The organism is Streptomyces sp. NPDC127177, assembly GCF_042672475.1.
GTDB lineage: Bacteria > Actinomycetota > Actinomycetes > Streptomycetales > Streptomycetaceae > Streptomyces.
On record NZ_JBHXUW010000002.1, the window covers coordinates 22,359 to 43,384 of the forward strand.

At 72.2% G+C, this 21,026-nt stretch carries 18 protein-coding genes; 8 read left to right on the plus strand and 10 right to left on the minus strand.

Features of this window, described 5'->3' with window-relative positions; translation table 11 throughout:
• Positions 1–54: 54 nt before the first annotated feature.
• Positions 55–4,728, minus strand: a complete 4,674-nt coding sequence (locus ACFVJX_RS02515) for a DEAD/DEAH box helicase (RefSeq protein WP_384131368.1) — start codon at positions 4,726–4,728, stop codon at positions 55–57.
• 56 nt (positions 4,729–4,784) lie between these two features.
• Between ACFVJX_RS02515 and ACFVJX_RS02520 the strand changes: the two genes are divergently transcribed.
• From ACFVJX_RS02520 to ACFVJX_RS02530, 3 genes are read left to right on the plus strand one after another with little or no spacing between them, the layout of a single operon-like run.
• Entirely contained in the window at positions 4,785–5,639 is an 855-nt protein-coding gene (locus tag ACFVJX_RS02520; RefSeq protein WP_384131365.1) for an AraC family transcriptional regulator, read from the plus strand.
• Between the two features lie 10 nt (positions 5,640–5,649).
• Positions 5,650–6,450 (plus strand): AzlC family ABC transporter permease, encoded by an 801-nt coding sequence (locus ACFVJX_RS02525; RefSeq protein ID WP_384131362.1) that lies wholly within the window; start codon positions 5,650–5,652, stop codon positions 6,448–6,450.
• Positions 6,447–6,752, plus strand: a complete 306-nt coding sequence (locus tag ACFVJX_RS02530) for an AzlD domain-containing protein (RefSeq protein ID WP_384131360.1) — start codon at positions 6,447–6,449, stop codon at positions 6,750–6,752. The genes ACFVJX_RS02525 and ACFVJX_RS02530 overlap by 4 nt, the downstream gene beginning before the upstream one ends.
• Before the next feature lie 27 nt (positions 6,753–6,779).
• Here the strand turns inward: ACFVJX_RS02530 and ACFVJX_RS02535 are convergent, their stop codons facing one another.
• Complete coding sequence (locus ACFVJX_RS02535; RefSeq protein WP_384131357.1) at positions 6,780–7,694, minus strand: hypothetical protein; 915 nt, start codon at positions 7,692–7,694, stop codon at positions 6,780–6,782.
• Between the two features lie 79 nt (positions 7,695–7,773).
• Here ACFVJX_RS02535 and ACFVJX_RS02540 point away from each other — a divergent pair, with 79 nt between their 5' ends.
• Positions 7,774–7,968 carry a DUF3046 domain-containing protein gene (locus ACFVJX_RS02540; protein ID WP_073737752.1) on the plus strand — a complete coding sequence of 65 codons (195 nt, stop codon included), beginning with the start codon at positions 7,774–7,776 and terminating at the stop codon, positions 7,966–7,968.
• Between the two features lie 175 nt (positions 7,969–8,143).
• On the plus strand, positions 8,144–9,325 hold the full coding sequence (locus ACFVJX_RS02545; RefSeq protein ID WP_384131424.1) for an AI-2E family transporter: 1,182 nt from the start codon (positions 8,144–8,146) through the stop codon (positions 9,323–9,325).
• A 71-nt stretch (positions 9,326–9,396) separates the two neighbouring features.
• On the opposite strand, the gene ACFVJX_RS02550 is transcribed toward ACFVJX_RS02545, so the two are convergent.
• A complete protein-coding gene (locus ACFVJX_RS02550; RefSeq protein ID WP_384131354.1) occupies positions 9,397–10,512 on the minus strand; it encodes a PP2C family protein-serine/threonine phosphatase in 1,116 nt (371 codons plus the stop codon).
• Between the two features lie 243 nt (positions 10,513–10,755).
• Here ACFVJX_RS02550 and recA point away from each other — a divergent pair, with 243 nt between their 5' ends.
• Positions 10,756–11,886 carry a recombinase RecA gene (recA, locus tag ACFVJX_RS02555; RefSeq protein ID WP_384131352.1) on the plus strand — a complete coding sequence of 377 codons (1,131 nt, stop codon included), beginning with the start codon at positions 10,756–10,758 and terminating at the stop codon, positions 11,884–11,886.
• Between the two features lie 3 nt (positions 11,887–11,889).
• A complete protein-coding gene (recX, locus tag ACFVJX_RS02560; protein WP_384131349.1) occupies positions 11,890–12,645 on the plus strand; it encodes a recombination regulator RecX in 756 nt (251 codons plus the stop codon).
• A 162-nt stretch (positions 12,646–12,807) separates the two neighbouring features.
• On the opposite strand, the gene ACFVJX_RS02565 is transcribed toward recX, so the two are convergent.
• Positions 12,808–13,548, minus strand: a complete 741-nt coding sequence (locus tag ACFVJX_RS02565; protein ID WP_384131347.1) for a hypothetical protein — start codon at positions 13,546–13,548, stop codon at positions 12,808–12,810.
• A 267-nt stretch (positions 13,549–13,815) separates the two neighbouring features.
• Here ACFVJX_RS02565 and ACFVJX_RS02570 point away from each other — a divergent pair, with 267 nt between their 5' ends.
• Positions 13,816–16,374 carry an FtsX-like permease family protein gene (locus ACFVJX_RS02570; RefSeq protein WP_384131344.1) on the plus strand — a complete coding sequence of 853 codons (2,559 nt, stop codon included), beginning with the start codon at positions 13,816–13,818 and terminating at the stop codon, positions 16,372–16,374.
• A 30-nt stretch (positions 16,375–16,404) separates the two neighbouring features.
• On the opposite strand, the gene ACFVJX_RS02575 is transcribed toward ACFVJX_RS02570, so the two are convergent.
• From ACFVJX_RS02575 to ACFVJX_RS02600, 6 genes are all read right to left on the minus strand, one after another.
• Complete coding sequence (locus tag ACFVJX_RS02575; RefSeq protein ID WP_384131343.1) at positions 16,405–16,812, minus strand: rhodanese-like domain-containing protein; 408 nt, start codon at positions 16,810–16,812, stop codon at positions 16,405–16,407.
• Positions 16,809–17,351 (minus strand): cysteine dioxygenase, encoded by a 543-nt coding sequence (locus ACFVJX_RS02580; RefSeq protein ID WP_384131340.1) that lies wholly within the window; start codon positions 17,349–17,351, stop codon positions 16,809–16,811. Before ACFVJX_RS02580 ends, ACFVJX_RS02575 begins: the two co-directional genes overlap by 4 nt.
• A 73-nt stretch (positions 17,352–17,424) precedes the next feature.
• Entirely contained in the window at positions 17,425–17,511 is an 87-nt protein-coding gene (locus ACFVJX_RS02585; RefSeq protein WP_311307652.1) for a putative leader peptide, read from the minus strand.
• Positions 17,512–17,544: 33 nt separating this feature from the next.
• Positions 17,545–19,152, minus strand: a complete 1,608-nt coding sequence (locus ACFVJX_RS02590) for an FAD-dependent monooxygenase (protein ID WP_384131421.1) — start codon at positions 19,150–19,152, stop codon at positions 17,545–17,547.
• Between the two features lie 242 nt (positions 19,153–19,394).
• The gene (locus ACFVJX_RS02595; RefSeq protein WP_384131338.1) at positions 19,395–20,306 is read right to left on the minus strand and encodes an amino acid ABC transporter permease; all 912 of its coding nucleotides are present in this window, start codon (positions 20,304–20,306) and stop codon (positions 19,395–19,397) included.
• Positions 20,303–20,968 (minus strand): amino acid ABC transporter permease, encoded by a 666-nt coding sequence (locus ACFVJX_RS02600; protein ID WP_384131335.1) that lies wholly within the window; start codon positions 20,966–20,968, stop codon positions 20,303–20,305. The genes ACFVJX_RS02595 and ACFVJX_RS02600 overlap by 4 nt, the downstream gene beginning before the upstream one ends.
• Positions 20,969–21,026: the final 58 nt, after the last annotated feature.

Here is a 21,026-nt window from a genome sequence, read left to right on the forward strand (position 1 = left end):
TCCATGATGCGCGGCATGTGGGCTGCGGGCGTGCGGTGCGGGGGCGGGTGGTGGTCAGGCGCGGAGACGGAGGCCTCTGGGTGTGGCGAGGAACCCGGCCGACTCCAGCGTGCGGCCCAGTGGCGAGGTCAGCGCCGAGGCGCCGTTGGTGCGCTCCACCGTCACCGTGCCGAGAGCTCCGGCGCGGGCCGCGGCGGCGAGGGCCGCCGCGGCCGCCCGGAGCGCGGCGTCCTCCGGATCGGTGGCCCAGGCCAGCAGCGTCTTCCCGCCGCGTTCCATGTACAGCGTCAGCTCGCCGTCGACCAGGACGACGAGGGAGCCCGCCTTGCGGCCCGGCTTGTGCCCGGCACCCTCCGGGGGCTCGGGCCACGGCAGGGCGGCACCGTAGGCATTGGCCGGGTCGGCCGCAGCCAGGACCAGGGCGTGAGGCGGCGCACCCGGTTCCGTACGGTCGCGGGCGGTGGAGGCCGCGCGGAGCCGGTCGACCGCGCCGTCCATGGCGAACTGCGCGGCCCCCAGCCCCTCCACGACATAGCCGCGGCGTGCCTGACCGTTGTCCTCGAAGGCGGACAGCACCCGGTACGCGGCGGAGAACCCGCCCTCGACCCCTTCGGCCTGGACCGCACCCCGGGTCACCACGCCGTGCCGGTCCAGGAGGGTGCGGGCCAGGGCGTGGGCCCGGTGCGTGGGTTCCGGTTCGAGGGCGGGCAGCAGGGACCACCGGCCCGACACAGTCGGCGGGCCGGTGCGCGAGGCGGGACGGGCCGCGGCGGTCAGCGAGCCGTAACGGCCACGCGGCACGTTCCGCCGGGCGCGGTGCGCGGTCGATCCCGCTGTGCGTCCGGAGCCGAGGAGCGAACGCAGCGGTGCGAGCGTGTCGTTGGTGAGCCGGCCCGACCAGGTGAGGTCCCAGACGGCGTCCGCCAGTTGCGGATCGGTGCAGTCCGGGTGTGTGGTGGCGCGGACCTGATCGGCGATCTGTCGGAAGAAGAGCCCGTATCCGCCGGTGAGGGCGGTGAGCACGGACTCGTGCAGTGCGCTGAGTTCGAGCGGGCGCGGTGGAGCCAGGAGCAGGGGCGCGCTGTCGGCCAGGTAGAGGGAGAGCCAGCCGTCCTTGCCGGGGAGGGCGCCCGCACCGGCCCACACGACCTCACCGGTGGTGGTCAGCTCGTCCAGGAGGGCGGGGGAGTATCCGGTGACGCGACCGGGCAGGACCAGCTTCTCCAGGGCCGACGCGGGAACGGGAGCGCCCTGCAACTGCTCGATGGCACGGGCCAGTCCGTCGATTCCGCGCAGGCTGTTGTTGCCGTGGTGCTGCCACTGGGGCAGGAAGCCCGCCAGGGCGGCGGGCGGGACGGGCTCCAGCTCATGACGGAGCGCGGCGAGCGAACGGCGCCGCAGCCGCCGCAGCACGGTGGCGTCACACCACTCCTGGCCGATCCCGGCGGGATGGAACTCGCCCTGAACGATCCGGCCCGAGGCCGCGAGCCGTTGCAGCGCGCCATCGGTGACAGCGATGCCGAGGCCGAAGCGGGCGGCCGCACCCGTGGAGGTGAACGGGCCGTGCGTCCGGGCGTAGCGGGCGAGGAGGTCGCCGAGGGGGTCCTTCACCGGTTCGGTGAAGGCCTCCGGGACGCCGACCGGGAGCGCTGTGCCCAGGGCGTCGCGCAGTCGGCCCGCGTCCTCGATCGCCGCCCAGTGCTCGCCGCCGCCGATCCGGACCCGGATGGCGCGCCGGGCCGACGCCAGCTCCTGCGCCCACGAGGGTTCGGCCCCGCGCTCGACGAGCTCCGCGGCGGTGAGCGGGCCGAGGACCCGCAGCAGATCGGCGACGCCCTCGACATCCTTGATCCGGCGGTCCTCGGTCAGCCACTGGAGCTCCCGCTCCAGCTCGGTCAGGACATCGGCGTCGAGCAGTTCGCGCAGCTCCGCCTGGCCCAGCAGCTCGGCCAGGAGATGGGAGTCGAGGGAGAGCGCTGCGGCCCGCCGCTCGGCGAGGGGGGAGTCGCCCTCGTAGAGGAACTGTGCGACATAGCCGAACAGGAGCGAGCGGGCGAAGGGCGACGGCTCCTGCGTCGTCACCTCGACCAGGCGGATCCGGCGGGCCTCCAGATCCCCCATGACCTCGGTGAGTCCGGGAACGTCGAAGACGTCCTGGAGGCATTCGCGGACCGCTTCGAGAACGATGGGGAACGAGCCGAACTCGGAGGCGACCTGGAGGAGCTGGGAGGCCCGCTGGCGCTGCTGCCACAGCGGGGTGCGCTTGCCGGGGCTGCGCCTCGGCAGCAGCAGCGCACGGGCCGCGCACTCGCGGAACCGCGAGGCGAACAGGGCGGAGCCGCCGACCTGGTCGGTGACGAGCTGCCCGATCTCACCCTGGTCGAAGGCGACATCGGCGGCGCCGACCGGGGGCTGATCGCTGTCGTGGGCGGCGTTCGACAACGGGGCCGGTGCCGGGCCGCCGGATCCGGCGGCCCCTGCCGGGTCCACCGGGTCGAAGTCGAGGAGGTCCAGACCCATCATGTCGGCGTCGGGCAGCCTGAGCACGATGCCGTCGTCGGCATGCATGACCTGGGCGTCCATGCCGTACCGCTCGGCGAGGCGGGCGCTGAGCGCGAGCGCCCAGGGGGCGTGCACCTGGGCGCCGAAAGGGGAGTGCACGACGACCCGCCAGTCGCCCAGCTCGTCCCGGAAGCGCTCGACGAGGATCGTCCGGTCGTCCGGTACGTGCCCGCAGGCCCGGCGCTGCTCGTCGATGTACGACAGGACGTTGTCCACGGCCCAGGTGTCCAGGCCCGCCGCGAGCAGTCGTTCCCTGCCGTCCTCGGGGGACAGCCCGCCGAGCTCGCGGAGGAAGGCGCCCAGGGCGCGGCCCAGCTCCAGCGGGCGGCCCAGTTGGTCGCCCTTCCAGAACGGCAGCCGTCCGGGGACGCCGGGCGCGGGCGAGACGAGGACCCGGTCGCGGGTGATGTCCTCGATCCGCCAGGACGTGGTGCCCAGCGTGAAGACATCGCCGACCCGCGACTCGTACACCATCTCCTCGTCCAGCTCGCCGACCCGGCCGCCGCCCTTCTTGGGGTCGGCGCCCGCGAGGAAGACGCCGAAGAGCCCGCGGTCGGGAATCGTGCCGCCGGAGGTGACCGCGAGCCGCTGGGCGCCGGGACGGCCCGTGACCGTACCGGCGATGCGGTCCCAGACCACGCGCGGGCGCAGTTCGGCGAAGGCGTCGGACGGGTAGCGGCCGGCCAGCATGTCGAGCACGGCGGTGAACGCCGACTCGGGGAGCGAGGCGAAGGGGGCCGCCCGGCGGGTCACGGCCAGCAGGTCGTCCACCTGCCAGCTGTCCAGGGCGACCATCGCGACCAGCTGCTGTGCCAGCACGTCCAGTGGATTGGACGGGATCCGGAGCGCCTCGATGGAGCCCTCGCGCATCCGCTCGGTGACCACCGCCGCCTGCACCAGATCGCCCCGGTACTTGGGGAAGACGACCCCGGTGGACACCGCGCCCACCTGGTGCCCGGCCCGGCCGACCCGCTGCAGTCCGGAAGCGACCGAGGGGGGCGATTCCACCTGGATCACCAGGTCGACCGCGCCCATGTCGATGCCCAGCTCCAGGCTGGACGTGGCGACCACCGCGGGCAGCCTGCCCGCCTTGAGATCCTCCTCGACCTGGGCGCGCTGCTCCTTGGAGACCGAACCGTGGTGTGCCCGTGCGAGCAGGGCGGGTGCCCCCTTCGCACCACCCGACTCGGCCATGATCTCGGCGGGTGAGTGGGCCTCCGGCATGGTCTCGCCGGTGGCGCGCTCGTAGGCGATCTCGTTGAGCCGGTTGCAGAGCCGTTCCGCGAGGCGGCGGGAGTTGGCGAAGACGATCGTGGAGCGGTGCGCCTGGACGAGGTCGGCGATCCGTTCCTCCACGTGCGGCCAGATCGACGGTTTGTCCGCCTGGCCCGCGGTGTCCGTGTCGGCGGCGGGGGAGCCGCCGAGCTCACCCAGATCCTCGACCGGCACGACCACCGAGAGATCGAACTGCTTGGCGGACGGCGGCTGGACGATCTCCACCCTCCGCTGCGGGGAGAGGAACCGTGCCACTTCGTCGACCGGACGGACGGTGGCGGACAGGCCGATCCGGCGGGCCGGCCGCGGCAGCAGTTCGTCGAGGCGCTCCAGCGACAGGGCGAGATGGGCGCCCCGCTTGGTGCCCGCGACGGCGTGCACCTCGTCCAGGATCACCGTCTCGATCCCCGCGAGCGCCTCCCGCGCCGAGGAGGTCAGCATCAGGAAGAGGGACTCGGGGGTGGTGATCAGGATGTCCGGCGGCCTGGTCGCCATCGAACGGCGCTCGGCCGGCGGGGTGTCGCCCGAACGGATTCCCACCCGCACCTCGGGCTCGGGCAGTCCCAGGCGCACCGACTCCTGGCGGATGCCGGTGAGCGGCGAGCGGAGATTGCGCTCCACGTCGACGGCGAGCGCCTTGAGCGGCGACACGTAGAGCACCCGGCAGCGCTTCTTCGCCTCGGCGGGCGGCGGGACCGCCGTCAGCTGGTCGAGGGCGGCGAGGAAGGCGGCCAGGGTCTTGCCGGATCCCGTCGGCGCCACGACCAGGACGTCCGACCCCTCACCGATCGCCCGCCAGGCACCCTCCTGCGCGGCCGTCGGCGCGCTGAAGGCCCCGGTGAACCAACTGCGGGTCGCGGAGGAGAACGAATCGAGTGCGGAGCCGGTCATGTCCCCCATCGTGCACCCCGCCACTGACAACGGCCGCGAGCTGCGAGAATTCGGGTATGGCGGGAGCGGCGGAGTGGGCGAGGCACTGGCAGTACGCGGAACTGCCCGACCTCGACCTGCTCCGGGCCCGCTACGTCCGCCACACGTTTCCGCGTCACAGTCACGAGGGCTACGTCTTCGGCGCGGTCACCCAGGGCATCGAGGACGTGGCGCTGCCCGGCGGCACCGTACACGCGGGACCGGGCTCCGTCGTCATGATCAATCCGGAGGTGCCGCACACCGCGAGGGCCGGCGTCCCGGAAGGCTGGGTGTACGCGACGCTCTACCCGTCCGCCCAGGTCATCAGCGACATCGCGGCCGATACGACGAACCTGCGCGGCACGGTCGGCTTCACGGAGACCAGCGTGACCGATCCGTACGCGGCCCGGCTCGTACGCGAGGTCCACCGGGCGGCGGAGGAGGGCAACGCGCTGGCGGCGGACAGCGTGCTGCGGACCTTGGTCACCCGCCTGCTCACCCGGCACGGCGGCGCTCTGGCGGCCCCCGCACCCCGGGCGGCGGGCGCGCGGGACGCGGCGCGGGCCCGTGCCGTGCTGGAGAGCCGGATGGTCGCGCCGCCCACCCTGGAGGCACTGGCCACCGAGCTCGGCACCAGCCCGTTCGCCCTGCTGAGAGCCTTCAGGACGCAGTACGGAATGCCGCCGCACACCTGGCTCACCGACGCCCGGGTGCGGCGTGCGCGCCGGATGCTCGACGCGGGCACGGCCCCCGCCGTGGCCGCCGCCGAGGTCGGCTTCACCGATCAGCCGCACCTCAACCGCCACTTCACCCGGATCGTGGGGGTGCCGCCGGGCGCCTACCAGCGCGAACGTGCAAGAACGTACAAGACCGGACCCGGACAGCCCCGGTAGCGTCCGGGACGTGGCAGAACAGACAACACCTCTTCAGCGCCCCGGCGAACCGGCCGGAGGCAGTGCGATCTCCGCCGGGGCCAAGCCGGACGCGGCCGTCGTGCGTGACGCGCTCGGTGTCGGCGTAGCCGTCGGGCTCTCCGGCTTCGCCTTCGGCGTCACCTCGGCCGGCGCCGGACTGAGCCTGCTGCAGACGTGTGCGCTCAGCCTCCTCGTCTTCACCGGCGCCTCCCAGTTCGCCCTGGTGGGCGCCCTCGCCGCGGGCGGCAATCCGTACACCGCGGCTGCCGGTGCCTTCTTCCTCGGCGTACGCAACTCGTTCTACGGGCTGCGGCTGTCTCAGTTGCTCGCCCTGCCGCGTGCCGTGCGCCCCTTCGCCGCCCACTGGGTCATCGACGAGACGACGGCCGTGACGCTGCCCCAGCCCACCCGGCGGGCGGCGCGGATCGGGTTCACCGTCACCGGGCTCACGCTCTACGTGCTGTGGAACCTCACCACGCTGGTCGGCGCCCTCGGTGCCGAGGCGCTCGGGGACACCGACGCCTGGGGGCTCGACGCGGCCAGCCCCGCCGTCTTCCTCGCCCTGCTCGCACCGATGCTGAGGAGCACGACGGAGCGCGTCACCGCCGGGCTCGCGGTCGTCCTCGCCCTCGGACTGCTGCCGCTGCTCCCCGCAGGGGTGCCCGTACTGGTGTCCGCGCTCGCCGCACCCGTCGTCCTCTTTATGAGGGGACGCGGTAAGGACCACGGCCCGAAGGCCACGAAGGACACGAAGAACACGCGTACGACCATGCCGGAGGACGGCCGATGAACGTCTGGATCGCCATCGCACTGACCACCGCCGGCTGCTACCTCGCCAAGCTCCTCGGGCTCCTGGTGCCCGCGGGGGCCCTGGAACGCCCCCTCGTGCAACGCCTCGCCGCGCTGCTGCCGGTGGCACTTCTGGCCGCCCTGACCGCGCAGCAGACCTTCGGCGACGGGCAGTCGCTCGTGCTGGACGCCCGGGGCGCGGGCCTCGCGGCGGCGGCCCTCACACTCGTCCTGCGCGCGCCCTTCCTCGTGGTGGTGGGCGCCGCCGTCGTCGTCACCGCGGGGGTGCGCGCCCTCGGCTGAACCCACGAGCACGCGGGCGGGGACCTGTCAGCCGAGTGCGCGCCCGTGTGCCCGCAGCGTCTGCAAGGCCCTGAGCGTCACCAGCGGGCGCCCCTCCAGCGCGGTTCCCGGCGCCCACTGCCGCCAGGTCACCGGCCAGCCGCCGTCCGCCTCCTGCCCGGCCGCCAGGTGATCCAGCGAGAGATCCATCTCCGCGTCGGTGAACCACCTGCGGGCAAGGGACTCCGGGGCCCGGGCGTAGTCGTACGGGAAGTGCTGCTCGCCGGGCGCGTAACCGGCTGCCACCGGGTACTCGGCCCGCTGCTCCGGGTCCAGCACGGCGAGCCGCTGGTCACGCACCAGGCGCCCCAGCCGGTCGGCCGCGGCCTCGGCCCGCGGCCGGTCCGGGGCACCGTCGAGAAAGGCGACAGCGGCCTCGATCTCGTAGGGATGCGACACCTGTAGCGCGTCCACGGAGGCCCAGCAGAAGTCGGTGGCCCGGAACAGCCAGGCGTGCCACACCGCGTTGCGGTGGAGCAGCCCGACGACGGGACCGGTGGCCAGCAGTTCGGCCGGCGGGTCGTCGACGACCGGGATGAACGGCGCGGCCGGATACCCGCGCTGGGAAGGAAGAAGGGCGGGCAGCGCCCCCTCCTTCGTCGACACGTCGGTCAGGAAACGGCAGATCCTCTCCACCCGGAGACCGTTGCAGCGGTCGATGGAGTCGAGGACGCTCAGCGCGTGGGCCGTGTGCAGCGGCTGACTGACGGGGCCGCGCAGATCGGGTTCGAGCGCGTGACCGTACCCGCCGTCCTCATTGAGATAGGCGGCGAGCGCCGTCTCCACGGCATCGGCACCTCCTTTCAGGAAGTGATGGGCGAACCGCCGCTGTTCGAGGACACGGGCCGTGAGCCAGATGAACTGCTCGGCACGGTTGAGGGGAGTTTCTCCGGTTCCAGCCATGGACCGACCGTAGGCCGCCGAGCGCTCTCGGCAAGGGCAGGCGGCCCGGCTGCACTCTCAGGAGCGGGATACTGAGGGCATGCGGTTGACGATTTTCTGGGAACGGATGGCGGACCACTTCGGCGCGGGCTATGCCGACTCCTTCGCGCGCGACCACGTGATGGCCGAGCTCGGCGGACGCACGGTGCACGAGGCGCTGGCCGCCGGCTGGGAAGCCAAGGACGTCTGGCGCGGGGTCTGCACAGCGGTCGGCATTCCCGCGGACAAGCGCTGACGCGCAGTTCAACGCCCTGCGGCGGCCGGCGGTTGCCCGGGGTGCGCGCCGGGCTGTCGGCGCAGTAGGCGAGACTGGCTCCGTGGCACCGACAGACGACACCGCTCAGACCCAGCCGCCCCTCACCCCGCCCGTCGGGCCATCGGCCCCGCCGGCCGGCACCGGGCCGGTCCGCATGCCCGGCTGGCTGCCGCGTGCGATGGTGATGGCGCTGGCGCTCTACGCCTGTTTCCGGCTCGGCAGCTGGGCGTTCGACCAGCTCATCGGTCTGCTGATCAACATACTGATCGCCTTCTTCCTGGCGCTCGCCATCGAGCCCGCGGTCAGCCGCATGTCGGCGGCGGGCATGCGCCGGGGCCTGGCCACCTTCCTGGTCTTCCTCGCCGTCATGATCGCCGGAGCCGGTTTTGTCGTACTGCTCGGCTCGATGCTCGCGGGCCAGATCGTCGACATGGTGGAGGACTTCCCGAAGTACCTCGACTCGGTGATCAACTGGGTCAACCAGACCTTCCACACGGAGCTCTCGCGGGTCGAGGTGCAGGACAGCCTCCTGCACTCCGACTGGTTGCAGAAGTACGTCCAGAACAGCGCGACCGGTGTGCTCGACGTGTCGACCACGGTCCTCGGCGGCCTGTTCAGGCTACTGACGATCTTCCTGTTCTCCTTCTACTTCGCAGCCGACGGGCCCCGGCTGCGACGCGGGCTGTGCTCCGTCCTCCCGCCCTCCCGCCAGGCCGAGGTGCTGCGGGCCTGGGAGATCGCGGTCGCCAAGACCGGCGGTTATCTCTACTCGCGCGGTCTGATGGCGCTCATCTCCGGAGTCGCGCACTACATCCTGCTGGCGGCTCTCGAGGTGCCGTACGCTCCGGCGCTCGCGGTCTGGGTCGGACTCGTCTCACAGTTCATCCCCACGATCGGCACGTATCTGGCGGGCGCCCTGCCGATGCTGATCGCCTTCACCGTCGACCCCTGGTACGCCCTCTGGGTCCTGGGGTTCGTCGTGGTGTACCAGCAGTTCGAGAACTATGTGCTCCAGCCGAAGCTGACCTCCAGGACCGTGGACATCCACCCGGCGGTCGCCTTCGGCTCGGTGATCGCGGGTACGGCGCTGATGGGGGCGGTCGGCGCGCTGATCGCCATCCCGGCCGTGGCCACGCTGCAGGCCTTCCTCGGCGCCTATGTGAAGCGGTACGACGTCACGGACGACCCGCGGGTGCAGGGGCAGCACCAGTGGCGGCGCGGCGTGCCCGTCTCCGCACGGCTTCGCCGGCTCTGGCAGGCCCCGGAGGACGGCGGCGGGCAGGGGAGGGGCGGCGAGGAGCCGCAGGGACCCCCGGGGCCGCGGGCGGGCTCCTGAGCGGCCCGCCCGCGCGGGCGGGCTCCTGAGCGGCCCGCCCGCGCGCTTCCGGGGTGCCCCGGCGGGGCTGATCAGGCGCCCGGCGTGGCGGGCCGCTGCACGACGATGACGGCGGCGTCGTCGTCGAGGTGTCCGCCGACGTGGTGCAGCAGATCGCGCCGGAGGCGGCGGAGGAAGGTGCCCGGGTCGTTCTCGGTCCAGCCGGTGATGCGCTCGGTGAGTGGGTAGAACGTGCCGCTGGGGTCACGGGCCTCGGTGACACCGTCCGTGTGCAGCAGCAGGAGGTCTCCCGGCTCGAACGTGAAGCTGTCCACGTGGTAGTCCGGATGCGTCAGTTCGCCCAGGCCCAGCGGAGGCGCCGGGTGGAGCACGTCCATCGTCTTCGGGTGGCCGTCGCGCAGGACGACCGGCGGCGGGTGCCCGCAGACGATCATCTCGACCCGGCCGTCCCGGTCGGGGATGTCCAGGACGGTGGCGGTGATGAAGGTCTCGCCCGAGCGGTCCGCCCCGCCCGGCTCCATCGGGTCCCAGTAGACGCTTCCGTCGAGATAGGTCACGAGCTCGCCCAGAGTCGCCTGGCGGCGGGCCGCGGCGCGGAACGTGCCGAGCAGCAGGGCCGCGTCACCGACGGCCGTCATCCCCTTGCCCCGCACGTCGCCGACGATCAGCCGGGTGCCGGAGGCGGTACGAGCCGCCGCGTACAGATCCCCGCCGATCTGGGCCTCGGCCTCGGCGGCGAGATAGAAGGAAGCGACGCGCAGCGGCCCCAGCCGCTCGGGCAGCGGTCGCAGGACGACCCGCTGAGCCGTCTCGGAGACGTACCGCACCTGCGTCAGTTCTCTGGCTCGCCGCTCCCGCAGCACACAGAAGACGACCAGACTGGTGCCGACCAGCACCAGGGCGACGATCTGCGCCTGGTGGTTGGCCGAGAGCAAATGGTCCGTGTCACGCAGCAGCCCGATGACCGTCTGCGCGACCACGGCCAGCGCCGCGACCAGCCCCACCGTCCGGGGCCCGCCGAACGATGCCGTGATCGCCGGGGCCGCGACCAGCAGCGGCCCCAGATGGATGTCGGGCGGCGCGAGAACGTCGATCACGGACACCGCGAGTATCCACGCGACCGGGACGGCGACCCACCCATGACTCGCTCGCACCGACCGGCGGAGCCCTGCGAGGCGCTGCGACATGACTCCTCTCTACACCGCCCCCGCTCGGCTCGCACCGGAAGGGGTGGCGGCGTGCGAACCTGGGCGGCGTGGTGCGCTTGACACCAAAATCGAACATCCGTTCTCATGGGATTCCGGCCCGGTTTTGCCGGACTCGGCCGTGGAGTTGTCCACAGGCCGGGAGGACGTCGAGGCCCATTGTCAGTGGCAGGGGTTAGCGTCTGAGACGTGAAGCGATCGACTCAAGCAAATCGGGTGGAACCCATGGCAGGAAACGACCGCGAGAAGGCGCTGGACGCCGCACTCGCACAGATTGAACGGCAATTCGGCAAGGGCGCGGTCATGCGCCTGGGCGAGCGGCCGAACGAGCCCATCGAAGTGATCCCGACCGGTTCGACGGCGCTCGACGTCGCGCTCGGCGTCGGCGGCCTGCCGCGCGGCCGTGTGGTGGAGGTGTACGGACCGGAGTCCTCCGGTAAGACGACGCTGACGCTGCACGCCGTGGCGAACGCGCAGAAGCTCGGCGGCACGGTGGCCTTCATCGACGCCGAACACGCCCTCGACCCCGAGTACGCGAAGAAGCTCGGCGTCGACATCGACAACCTCATCCTGTCCCAGCCGGACAACGGTGAGCAGGCCCTCGAAATCGTGGACATGCTGATCCGCTCGGGCGCCCTCGACCTGATCGTCATCGACTCCGTCGCGGCCCTGGTGCCCCGTGCGGAGATCGAGGGCGAGATGGGTGACTCGCACGTGGGTCTGCAGGCCCGTCTGATGAGCCAGGCGCTCCGCAAGATCACCAGCGCGCTCAACCAGTCCAAGACCACCGCGATCTTCATCAACCAGCTCCGCGAGAAGATCGGCGTGATGTTCGGCTCGCCGGAGACCACCACCGGTGGCCGCGCGCTCAAGTTCTACGCCTCGGTGCGCCTCGACATCCGACGGATCGAGACGCTCAAGGACGGCACCGACGCCGTCGGTAACCGCACCCGCGTCAAGGTCGTCAAGAACAAGGTCGCGCCCCCGTTCAAGCAGGCCGAGTTCGACATCCTCTACGGCCAGGGGATCAGCCGCGAGGGCGGTCTGATCGACATGGGCGTGGACAACGGCTTCGTGCGCAAGGCCGGCGCCTGGTACACGTACGAGGGCGACCAGCTCGGCCAGGGCAAGGAGAACGCCCGTAACTTCCTCAAGGACAACCCCGATCTCGCCAACGAGATCGAGAAGAAGATCCTGGAGAAGCTGGGTGTCGGTGTGCGGCCCGACGCGACACCTGCCGAGCCCGGAGCGGACGCGGCCACGGCCGCCTCGGCACCGGCCGACGGTGCGGCGAAGCCGGTGACAGCAGCGGCCGGCAAGACCAAGCCGGCCAAGACGGCGGCGGCCAAGAGCTAGGCCGTGACGCGTCGTACGGAGTGGCCGGGCAGCGCCGCCGAATCCGGCGCGGGTCCCGGCCCCGAATCCGCCGCCGGACACACCACCGGCTCCGATGACGAGTCCGATCTCCCCTACGAGCCGGCGACCGGGGCCGGCTACGGCAGAGGCGGAGGCAGGGGCTCGGGCACCGGATTCGGTGAGGGGGCCGGGCGCAGTGCCCGCTCCCGTTCCAGAAGCAGCGGTTCCCCCTCCTCGTCGAGGGCCGAGAAGGGGGAACCGCGAGACCCGGTGGAGCAGGCGCGGAACATCTGCCTGCGCCTGCTCACCGGCAATCCGCGCACCCGCCAACAGCTCGCGGACGCCCTGCGCAAGCGGGAGGTCCCCGACGAGGTCGCCGAAGAAGTGCTCTCGCGCTTCGAGGAGGTCGGGCTGATCGACGACGGGGCCTTCGCCGACGCCTGGGTGGAATCCCGGCATCACAGCCGGGGGCTCGCCCGCCGCGCCCTCGTCCGTGAGCTGCGGACCAAGGGAGTGGACGCGGCCGTGATCGACGAGGCGGTCGGCCGGCTCGATCCGGACCAGGAGGAGGCGACGGCGCGCGAACTCGTCGCGCGCAAACTCCGCTCCACCCGGGGCCTGGACCGCGACAAGCGGCTGCGGCGCCTCGCGGGCATGCTCGCCCGCAAGGGATACGGGGAGGGAATGGCCCTGCGCGTGGTGCGCCAGGCACTCGAAGAAGAGGGCGAGAACACCGAAGGGCTGGACGATCCCTTCTGAACGGAGGCCTCCGGCCTGCCGCGGCTCAGGCCGTCTGAGGAGTCGGCCGGCGGAGGACCCACCGACCCGCCCCTCCGGCCACCCACGCCACCCGCGCCCCGTGGGGGAGGTGCGGGCGGGCGAGGCTGCGGGGCCGCGGCGGGAGCCGGCAGCCGTTGGGGCTCACTGCCCGGCGCGGGCGGCGCGGCTGATGGTGGCGTCGATCAGGGCGACGGCATCCGCTGCGGTGCGCCCCGGACAGCGGTTCCACGGCCCGATCAGCCCGGTCCAGCCCCGGGAGCGGAGTTCGGTGATCAGCCACGCCCCGGCCCGGTCGACGGTCTCGACGGAGCCATAGCCCAGGCGGTGCGCGGTGAGCATGGCGCCGCAGACGCAGCGGGCGCCCCGCGCGTTGCGAAGCCGGTACGGGGTGTTCTGCCAGCCCCACTCGGTCAGGATCTGCCGCGCATGGGCCAGATGGATGGAGGGCGGTACCTCGGGCTGCCCGATGCGCCGCCAGGAGTGGAGCCGGTCGGGCAGGACCGCACCGAGGCGCCCGGGCAGCGGGCGCTCGTGCGGCGGGGCGGCGGGCAGAGCGCGGACCGTGTCCGCGATCAGCTGATCGACCGGCACGGAGAGCAGATCACGCCAGTCGCCCGAGCCCTCCTGCGCCGGATACGAGGGATGCGACGGCTGTGACAGGTCCAGCGGCTGAGACGGCTCCAGTGGCCGTGGCTGCTCCGGTACCGGCATCGGCACCGGCTCATGGCCGGCCGGGGCGGGGTGCACCGGGCCGGGGGCGGGACGCCCGGGGGCCGGCGCGGTGAGGTCCCAGCCCGTGACGATCTGCCGCCACGCAGCCGTGTCGTGGAGGCGAGCGGCCTGGCTGTCGAGTTCGTCGGGGGTGAGGGCGGTGGTCGGCATCGGTGCTGGCTCCCCGTCATAGCGGTCCTTGTCGTTGAGGCGAATGTCGGTCCCGCACGGGGTCCGCTCCACCGGAGCGAGGCCATACGGGTGTGTCGCGACGGATCACTGGGCCGGGAGCGCGCTCGATGCGGGGGAAAGCCCCCTCCGAAAGACGGCGGAACGCTCCAGTGCACAGGGGGTGGTGCACGGAGCAGGGTGTCGGGTGACAGGCGACGGCGGCGACGACACCGCGGACGACGACAACGGAAGAGAGACGGTCGCACCATGATGCTGCGCTACGCACTGCGGACGATCAGGCACCGCAAGGGCGGCTTCCTCGGAGCGCTGCTGGCCCTCATGTGCGCCGCCGCCCTCGTCACCGCCTGCGGCACCCTGCTGGAGACCGGTCTGCGCGGGCACATCGCCACCGAGCGCTACGCCGCGACGCCGCTCCTCGTCTCGGCCGACCAGGACGTCCACCAAACCGTCGTCAAGCACAAGGGAAACGGAAAGACCAAGGTCAAGCACAAGGCGAAGCCCGTTGCCGAACGCGCCTGGCTCCCCGCCGACGACGCGGGCCGGCTCCGCGGTCTGGAGGGTGTCCGGGCGGTCGTGCCCGAGCTGACCTTTCTCGCCCAGCCGCTCGGCCTCCCGGCAGGCGACGGGACAGCCGGTCCGCCGTCCTACGGCCACGCCTGGGACTCCGCCCCGCTCACCCCGTTCGCCCTCACCGCGGGCCGTGCGCCGACCGCCCCCGACGACGTGGTGATCGACCGGGGCCTCGCCGAGCGGGCGGGGCTCACGACAGGTGACCGCCTCACCGTCCAGTCCACCCGGGCTCCTCGCACGTACCGTGTCAGCGGCATCGCGGCCCCCGACGGGCACGGCCAACTCCGGCAGCAGACCTCACTGTTCTTCTCCACAGCGGAGGCCGAGCGGCTCGCCGCCCGCCCCGGCCAGGTCACCGCGTTCGGCGTGCTGCCCGTATCCGGCACGGACATCGGCCGGCTGAAGGAACAGGTCGCGCAGGCACTCCAGGGCACGACCGCCCGGGTCTCCACGGGTGACGACCGGGGGCCGGTCGAGTTCCTGGACGCGGCGGGTGCCCGGGTCAAGCTCGTCTCCATGGGCGCGGCCATGGGCGGTACCTCCCTGCTGGTCGCCGTGCTCGTCGTCGTCGGAACCTTCGCGCTCTCCATCCAGCAGCGCCACCGTGAACTGGCCCTCCTGCGGACCATCGCCGCCACCTCCCGGCAGATCCGTCGCCTGCTCGGCCGCGAGGCCCTGGTGGTCGGTGCCGCCGCCGGAGTGCTGGGGGCACTGGCGGGGCTGCCGCTCGCCGGCTGGCTGCACGGTCGATTCATCGACACCGGGGCCGTCCCGGCGACCCTGGAGCGGACGGCGGGCGTCCTCCCGGCCTGCGCGGCCCTGGCCGTCACCCTCATCGGTGCCTGGGCCGCCGCCCGGATCTCCGGCCGTCGCATCGCGGGGCTCCGCCCGGCCGAGGCCATGGCCGAAGCCGCGGTCGAGCGCGCCCGTCCGGCACGGATGCGGACCGTCGCCGGTCTGGTACTGCTCGTCGGCGGCGGCGTACTGGTCGCCGTACTCCGCATCCTGCGCACCGAGGCCGCCTCGACCCCCGTGACCTTCCTCGCCGTGGTGGTGCTGGCCACGGCGGTGTCGCTCCTGGGCCCGTTCCTCGTACGGGGCGCGGCCGCCCTGCTGGCGGTGGTGCTCCGGCCGGCCGGCCCCATGGGGGCGCTTGCCACCGCCAACATTCGTGGGAACTCCAACCGGATGGCCTCCGTCGTCACCCCCCTCACCCTGCTCATCGGCATGACGTGCACGGTGCTCTTCATCCAGCCGACCCTGGGCGACGCCGCTCTGGCGCAGGCCCGCGAGGGCACCCGCGCTGCCTGGGTGCTGGGCGCACAAGGTCCCGGTGTGCCGTCCGGTGCCGCCGACGCCGTCCGTGGGACACCCGGTGTCACCGCCGCCACGGAGATCGTCCGGACGACGGTCCGGGTCGGGCTCGACAAGTACCAGGCCCAGGGAGTCACCGCGGCCGGCCTCGCCCGCACCTGGGACCCCGCCGTGACGAGCGGTTCGATCGCCGCGTTCACCGCGGACCCGCGGGCCGCCGCGATCAGTGAACTCGCCGCCGAACGGCTCGGCCTGCACAACGGCAGCAAGCTGGCACTGCACCTCGGCGACGGGACCCCGGCCACCTTCACGGTCGCCGCCGTCTACCGACGGGGCCTGGGCTTCGGTGACCTGACGCTGCCGCACGATCCGGTAGCAGGCCATATGGACAACCCGCTGGCCTCCACCGTCCTGGTGTCCGGGGATGCCTCCCGCGGCGAACTGGCGGCTGCCGTAAGTGAGTTCCCCGGTGTCACCGTCATGGCCCCGAAGACCGCCGACCGGCTCCAGGCGGACCGGCAGCAGGAGAACGCCGAGGTCAACCATCTCGCCATGGGCCTCGTCCTGGCCTTCACCGCCATCGCGGTCGTCAACACGCTCGCCATGTCGGTGTCCGAACGGCTCAGGGAGTTCGCGCTGCTCCGGCTGGCCGGCGCCACACGCCGGCAGGTGCTGCGGATGCTGCGCATCGAGGCGGTGTCGGTCCTCCTGATGGCGGCCGTTCTCGGCAGCGGTATCGCCCTTGCCGTGCTGACCGCGTTCAGCACGGGCGTGACGGGTGGGGCCGCGCCGGCCGTCCTGCCGCTGGTGTACGCGACGGTGGTGGGCGTCGCGGCGCTGCTGACGCTGATCGCCACGGCACTGCCGGGCAGACTGGCGCTGAAGGCCCGTCCGGTGGTGGCGGCCACGCCGGGCCCGTGACGGGGCCCGGCGCCGGGCCCCGCCGACCCGTCACACGTCGACCGGGAGCCCAGCCGCGCGCCAGGCCTGGAAGCCGCCGACCAGATCGGTTGCCCGGTGCAGACCGAGCCGGTGCAGCGACTCGGCGGCGAGGCTCGACGCGTAGCCCTCGTTGCAGATCACCACGACCTGAAGATCGTGGCTCACCGCCTCCGCCGCGCGATGGCTGCCCCGCGGGTCAAGCCGCCACTCCAGCTCATTGCGCTCGACGACCAGCGCGCCCGGGATCAGCCCGTCCCGGTTGCGCAGCTCCGCGTACCGGATGTCGACGAGCAGGGCCCCCTCGGCGGCCGCTGCCTTGGCCTCGTCGGGGCCGAGCCGCTCGTAACCGGACCGGACCCGCTCCAGCAGCTCGTCGATCCCGACCCGTTCCGTACCGTCGTGCGGTCCGTCGCTCACTGCCAGTCCTCCGGGCTTTCGGTCTGCTCGAGCCGGAGCACGGCGCCCGTGCGGCTGTAGCGCCGGATCTGCGGGAGCGGCGGGTAGTACGCGTGGACGGAGACGGCGTGCTCCGCGTCGGACTCGTTGAACACCTCGTGCACATGGTGCTTGCCGAAGGCCCTGCCCTGACCGGGCGTCAACTTCCTTGACCGGTCGATGTCCTCGGTCAGTTCCAGGGTCTTCCAGCCGTCGGTGGGCAGCCGCGCCGCGAGGGAGTGCTCCTTGAGCGTGCCGCTCGCGGTCAGGAAGGCGCCGATCGAGTCGGCGTGGTCGTGCCAGCCGGTGCCGGTGCCGGGCGGCCAGCCGATCAGCCAGGCCTCACTGCCGCCCGGTCCGTCGAGCCGGATCCAGGTCCGGCCCTCGGGGTCCAGGGGGAGCGAGGCGATGAGGTCGGCGTCCGCGGCGGTACGGCGGACGAAGTCGAGCAGTTCCGCGGCGCTCGGAGCGGAGGCGGGGGCGGACGTGCGTACGGGAACAGGGCTGGGTGAAGCAGACACGGAGACCGTCCTGAGAGTTCGCGTGGATGCCCTGCGGTACGTCGTTACGCACGGCGGAGCAGGAGGAGGCGATTCAGCAGGACGGGCGACACACGCAGCCCGCATAGCGGAGCAGGTCCATATGGACCCTCCGCCACAGGCGCACATCGGTGTCGGTCATGTTCCGGAGTAGACCATGTGCGCCTGCGGGGGGTCAATTGATGTCTGCGGTGTGATCGGAGCGTTCGGTGGTGCGGGCGCCGCCGCCGCGCGCCGCGTCCGCCGCCGCGAGGAGCTCCGCCGGCCGTACGCCGCTGAACGACTCCACGAGGTGACCGTCCGGCCTGACCAGCAGAACCGTGTGAGCGGACGCTCCCGGATAGCTCTCGGTCACCAGCAGCTCACCCTTCACCGGAAGGGCGTCGACCGCCTCGACCAGGCGGGGCATGACTCCAGCCCGCATCCAGTGCCGCCGGTCCCACACTCCGGTACCGGGGGCCACCAGGACCACCAGCAGCTGCCCCTGCCCCAGCCGGTCCCGAAGCCGTACGGGTGTGCCGTCCGGTGCCGTCACCCGCACATCGGCGACCGGCGCACCGGGGGGCGTACCCACCGATGTGTGCGCCTCGGCGCGCGGGGGTGCAAGGGGGGACAGAGAGTACGAGGGGGGCGCACCGAGGGGGCCACAGCCCAGATGTCCGTCGGTCAAGAGCGAATCGTGCCCCCGTGCGCTCCCCGGAACCAGGGTCCGCAGACCGCCGCCGCCCCGCAGTATCGGCAGCGACTGGTCGGCGGCGCGCAGCCGCGAGGCGACAGCCGCCCGCCGCTCGGCCTGGTAGCTGTCCAGCAGTACGTCACTCGCACCGTGGTGCCAGGCCAGCGCCAGCTTCCAGGCCAGGTTCTCGGCGTCCCGCAGCCCCTCGTCCAGCCCCTGGGTGCCGAGGGCGCCCAGCAGATGCGCGGCGTCCCCGGCCAGGAAGGCCCGCTTCACCCGCCACCGCCGGGCGAGCCGGTGGTGCAGCGTGTAGACGCCGGTGTCCAGCAGCTCGTACGGCGGTGTCTCGCCGCACCAGCCGGCCAGGGTGTCCCGGACCCTGGACACCAGCACGTCGGGCGTGACGAGCTCGCCACGGGGCGGCAGCAGCCAGTCCAGCCGCCAGACGTCGTCCGGCAGCGGCCGTGCGGTCACCTCGGCGCCCCCGGTGCGCCACGGCGGCAGCCGGTGCAGCACGGCCTCGCCCGGCCAGGGCAGCTCGGTGCGCAGCGCGGCGACGGCATGCCGCTCCACCGCCGTACGCCCGGGGAACCGGATGTCGAGGAGCTTGCGCACGGTGGACCGGGCTCCGTCGCAGCCGACCAGGTAGCTCCCGCGCCACCAGGTGGAACCGGGTTCCCTGGTGTGCACGGTGACCCCGGCCGGATCCTGCTCCAGCGTGTCGATCCGGCTGTGCCGCGCCGTCTGCACCAGCTCCTGCGCGGCCACCGCGTCCCGCAGCCCGCGTACCAGCGCGTGCTGCGGCACATGCACGGGTGCGGCCGGCGGCTCCCAAGGGCCCTCGCCGAGCGGCAGTTCGCGGACCAGTTGCTTGCGCCGCATGGACCGCCAGCCGGACCAGCGGAGGCCCTCGTCCTGGAGCGTCTTGCAGCCGAGCCGTTCCACCAGGGCGGCCGTGTCCTCACGCAGCACGACCGTCCGGGCGGGGCGCGTCTCGTCCCTGCCCGGGTCCTCGTCGAGCAGCACGGACGGCACGCCCTGTGCGGCGAGGGCGAGCGACAGCACCAGGCCGACCGGCCCGGCACCGACGATGATCACCGGGTCCACGGCGTGGCCCCCGGAACGTGTGCGGCCGGACGCGAGAAGGCGCACGAGCAGAGTGAACGGGCGGGAAGGGCCCAGGGGGTCAAGGACGGCGGCGGAGAGGATGCGGCGGCGGAGGGGGCTCGGAGCGCGATCACAGAACGTATGCAACCTACTGCCGGTGCGTGCGTCAAGTGACACCGGAACGCGGCGAGGGGCGGTGGCGGATGCGCCACCGCCCCTCGGGGACCTCTGTTGATCAGCCGTCAGACGGCGCGCCCGTCATCAATGTTGAGCGACGGCGCACCGATCGTCTCCAAGTCGCCCCCGGGGCCGGTGCCCACGACAGCGCCCGTGCTCTTCTTCGCGCGCCGAAGCCGCTGCTCCAGCCAGCTCGCGAACGAGGTGAGGGTGAAGTTCAGCGCGATGTAGATCACGGCGATAATCGTGAAGCACGCGATGGTGTTCGCGCCGTAGTTCGCCGCCATCGGCCGGGCCGATGCCAGGAGCTCGGGGAAGGTCATCACCGCGCCACCGAGAGCGGTGTCCTTCACGATCACCACGATCTGACTGACGATCGCGGGCAGCATGGCGGTGACCGCCTGCGGCAGCAGCACGAAGACCATGGTCTGGCTCTTGCGCATGCCGATCGCCTTGGCCGCGTCCGTCTGCCCCGAGGGGAGCGTCAGGATGCCGGCCCGCACGATCTCGGCGAGCACCGAGGCGTTGTAGAGCACCAGACCCGTGACGACGGCGTACAGCGGACGGGTGTCGGTGCTGATGTTCGTGTACTCGGAGTAGACCGCGTTCGCGATGATCATCAGAATCAGAACCGGGATGGCCCGGAAGAACTCGACGACCACACCGGCAGGCATCCGCATCCACCGGTGGTCCGAGAGCCTGCCGATCCCGAACAGCGCACCCAGCGGGAGAGCGATGATCAGGGCGAAGAACGCAGCCTTCAGAGTGTTCTGGAGCCCCGGCCAGATGTACGTCTCCCACGGCTGGGAGCTGGTGAAGAAGGGCTTCCACTTGATCCAGTCGAGCTGGTGCTTGGACGCGAGGCCGTCGTAGACCCACCACACGACGGCCGCGGCGACGAGCACGAACAGGACTGTGTACAGGATGTTCCGCCGCTTGGCGCGCGGTCCCTGGGCGTCATAGAGGACGGAGCTCATCGCTTCACCGCCACCTTCTTGCTCACCCAGCCGAGGATGAGGCCGGTCGGGAGGGTCAGGACGATGAAGCCGAAGGCGAAGACGGCCGAGATCAGGATCAGCTGCGCCTCCTTCTCGATCATGCCCTTCATCAGGTACGAGGCCTCCGCCACACCGATCGCCGAGGCGACGGTGGTGTTCTTGGTCAGCGCGATCAGCACGTTGGACAGCGGATTGACGACCGAGCGGAAGGCCTGCGGGAGGATGATCAGCCGCAGTACCTGGGTGAAGCTCAGACCGAGGGCGCGCGCTGCCTCGGCCTGGCCGACCGGGACGGTGTTGATACCGGACCGGAGCGCTTCGCACACGAACGCCGCGGTGTAGGCGCTCAGCGCGAGCACGGCGAGCCGGAAGTTGATGTCGGTGAAGTCACTGACGCCGAGAGTGATGCCGAGCGTCTGGAACAGGCCCAAGGAGGAGAAGAGAATGATCACGGTCAGCGGAATGTTCCGGACCACGTTCACATAGCCGGTCGCGAAACCGCGCATCAAGGGGACCGGGCTGACCTTCATGCCGGCCAGCAGCGTTCCCCATATGAGGGAGCCGAGGGCGGAGTAGACGGTGAGTTGCACCGTCACCCAGAAGGCCCCCAGCAGGTCGTAACCATCAAGAAAGTCGAACACGATCTCCCGCGCTTCCGCGTGTAGGAGGGCACGGCGCGCCGCCGTCAGTGGCGGCGCG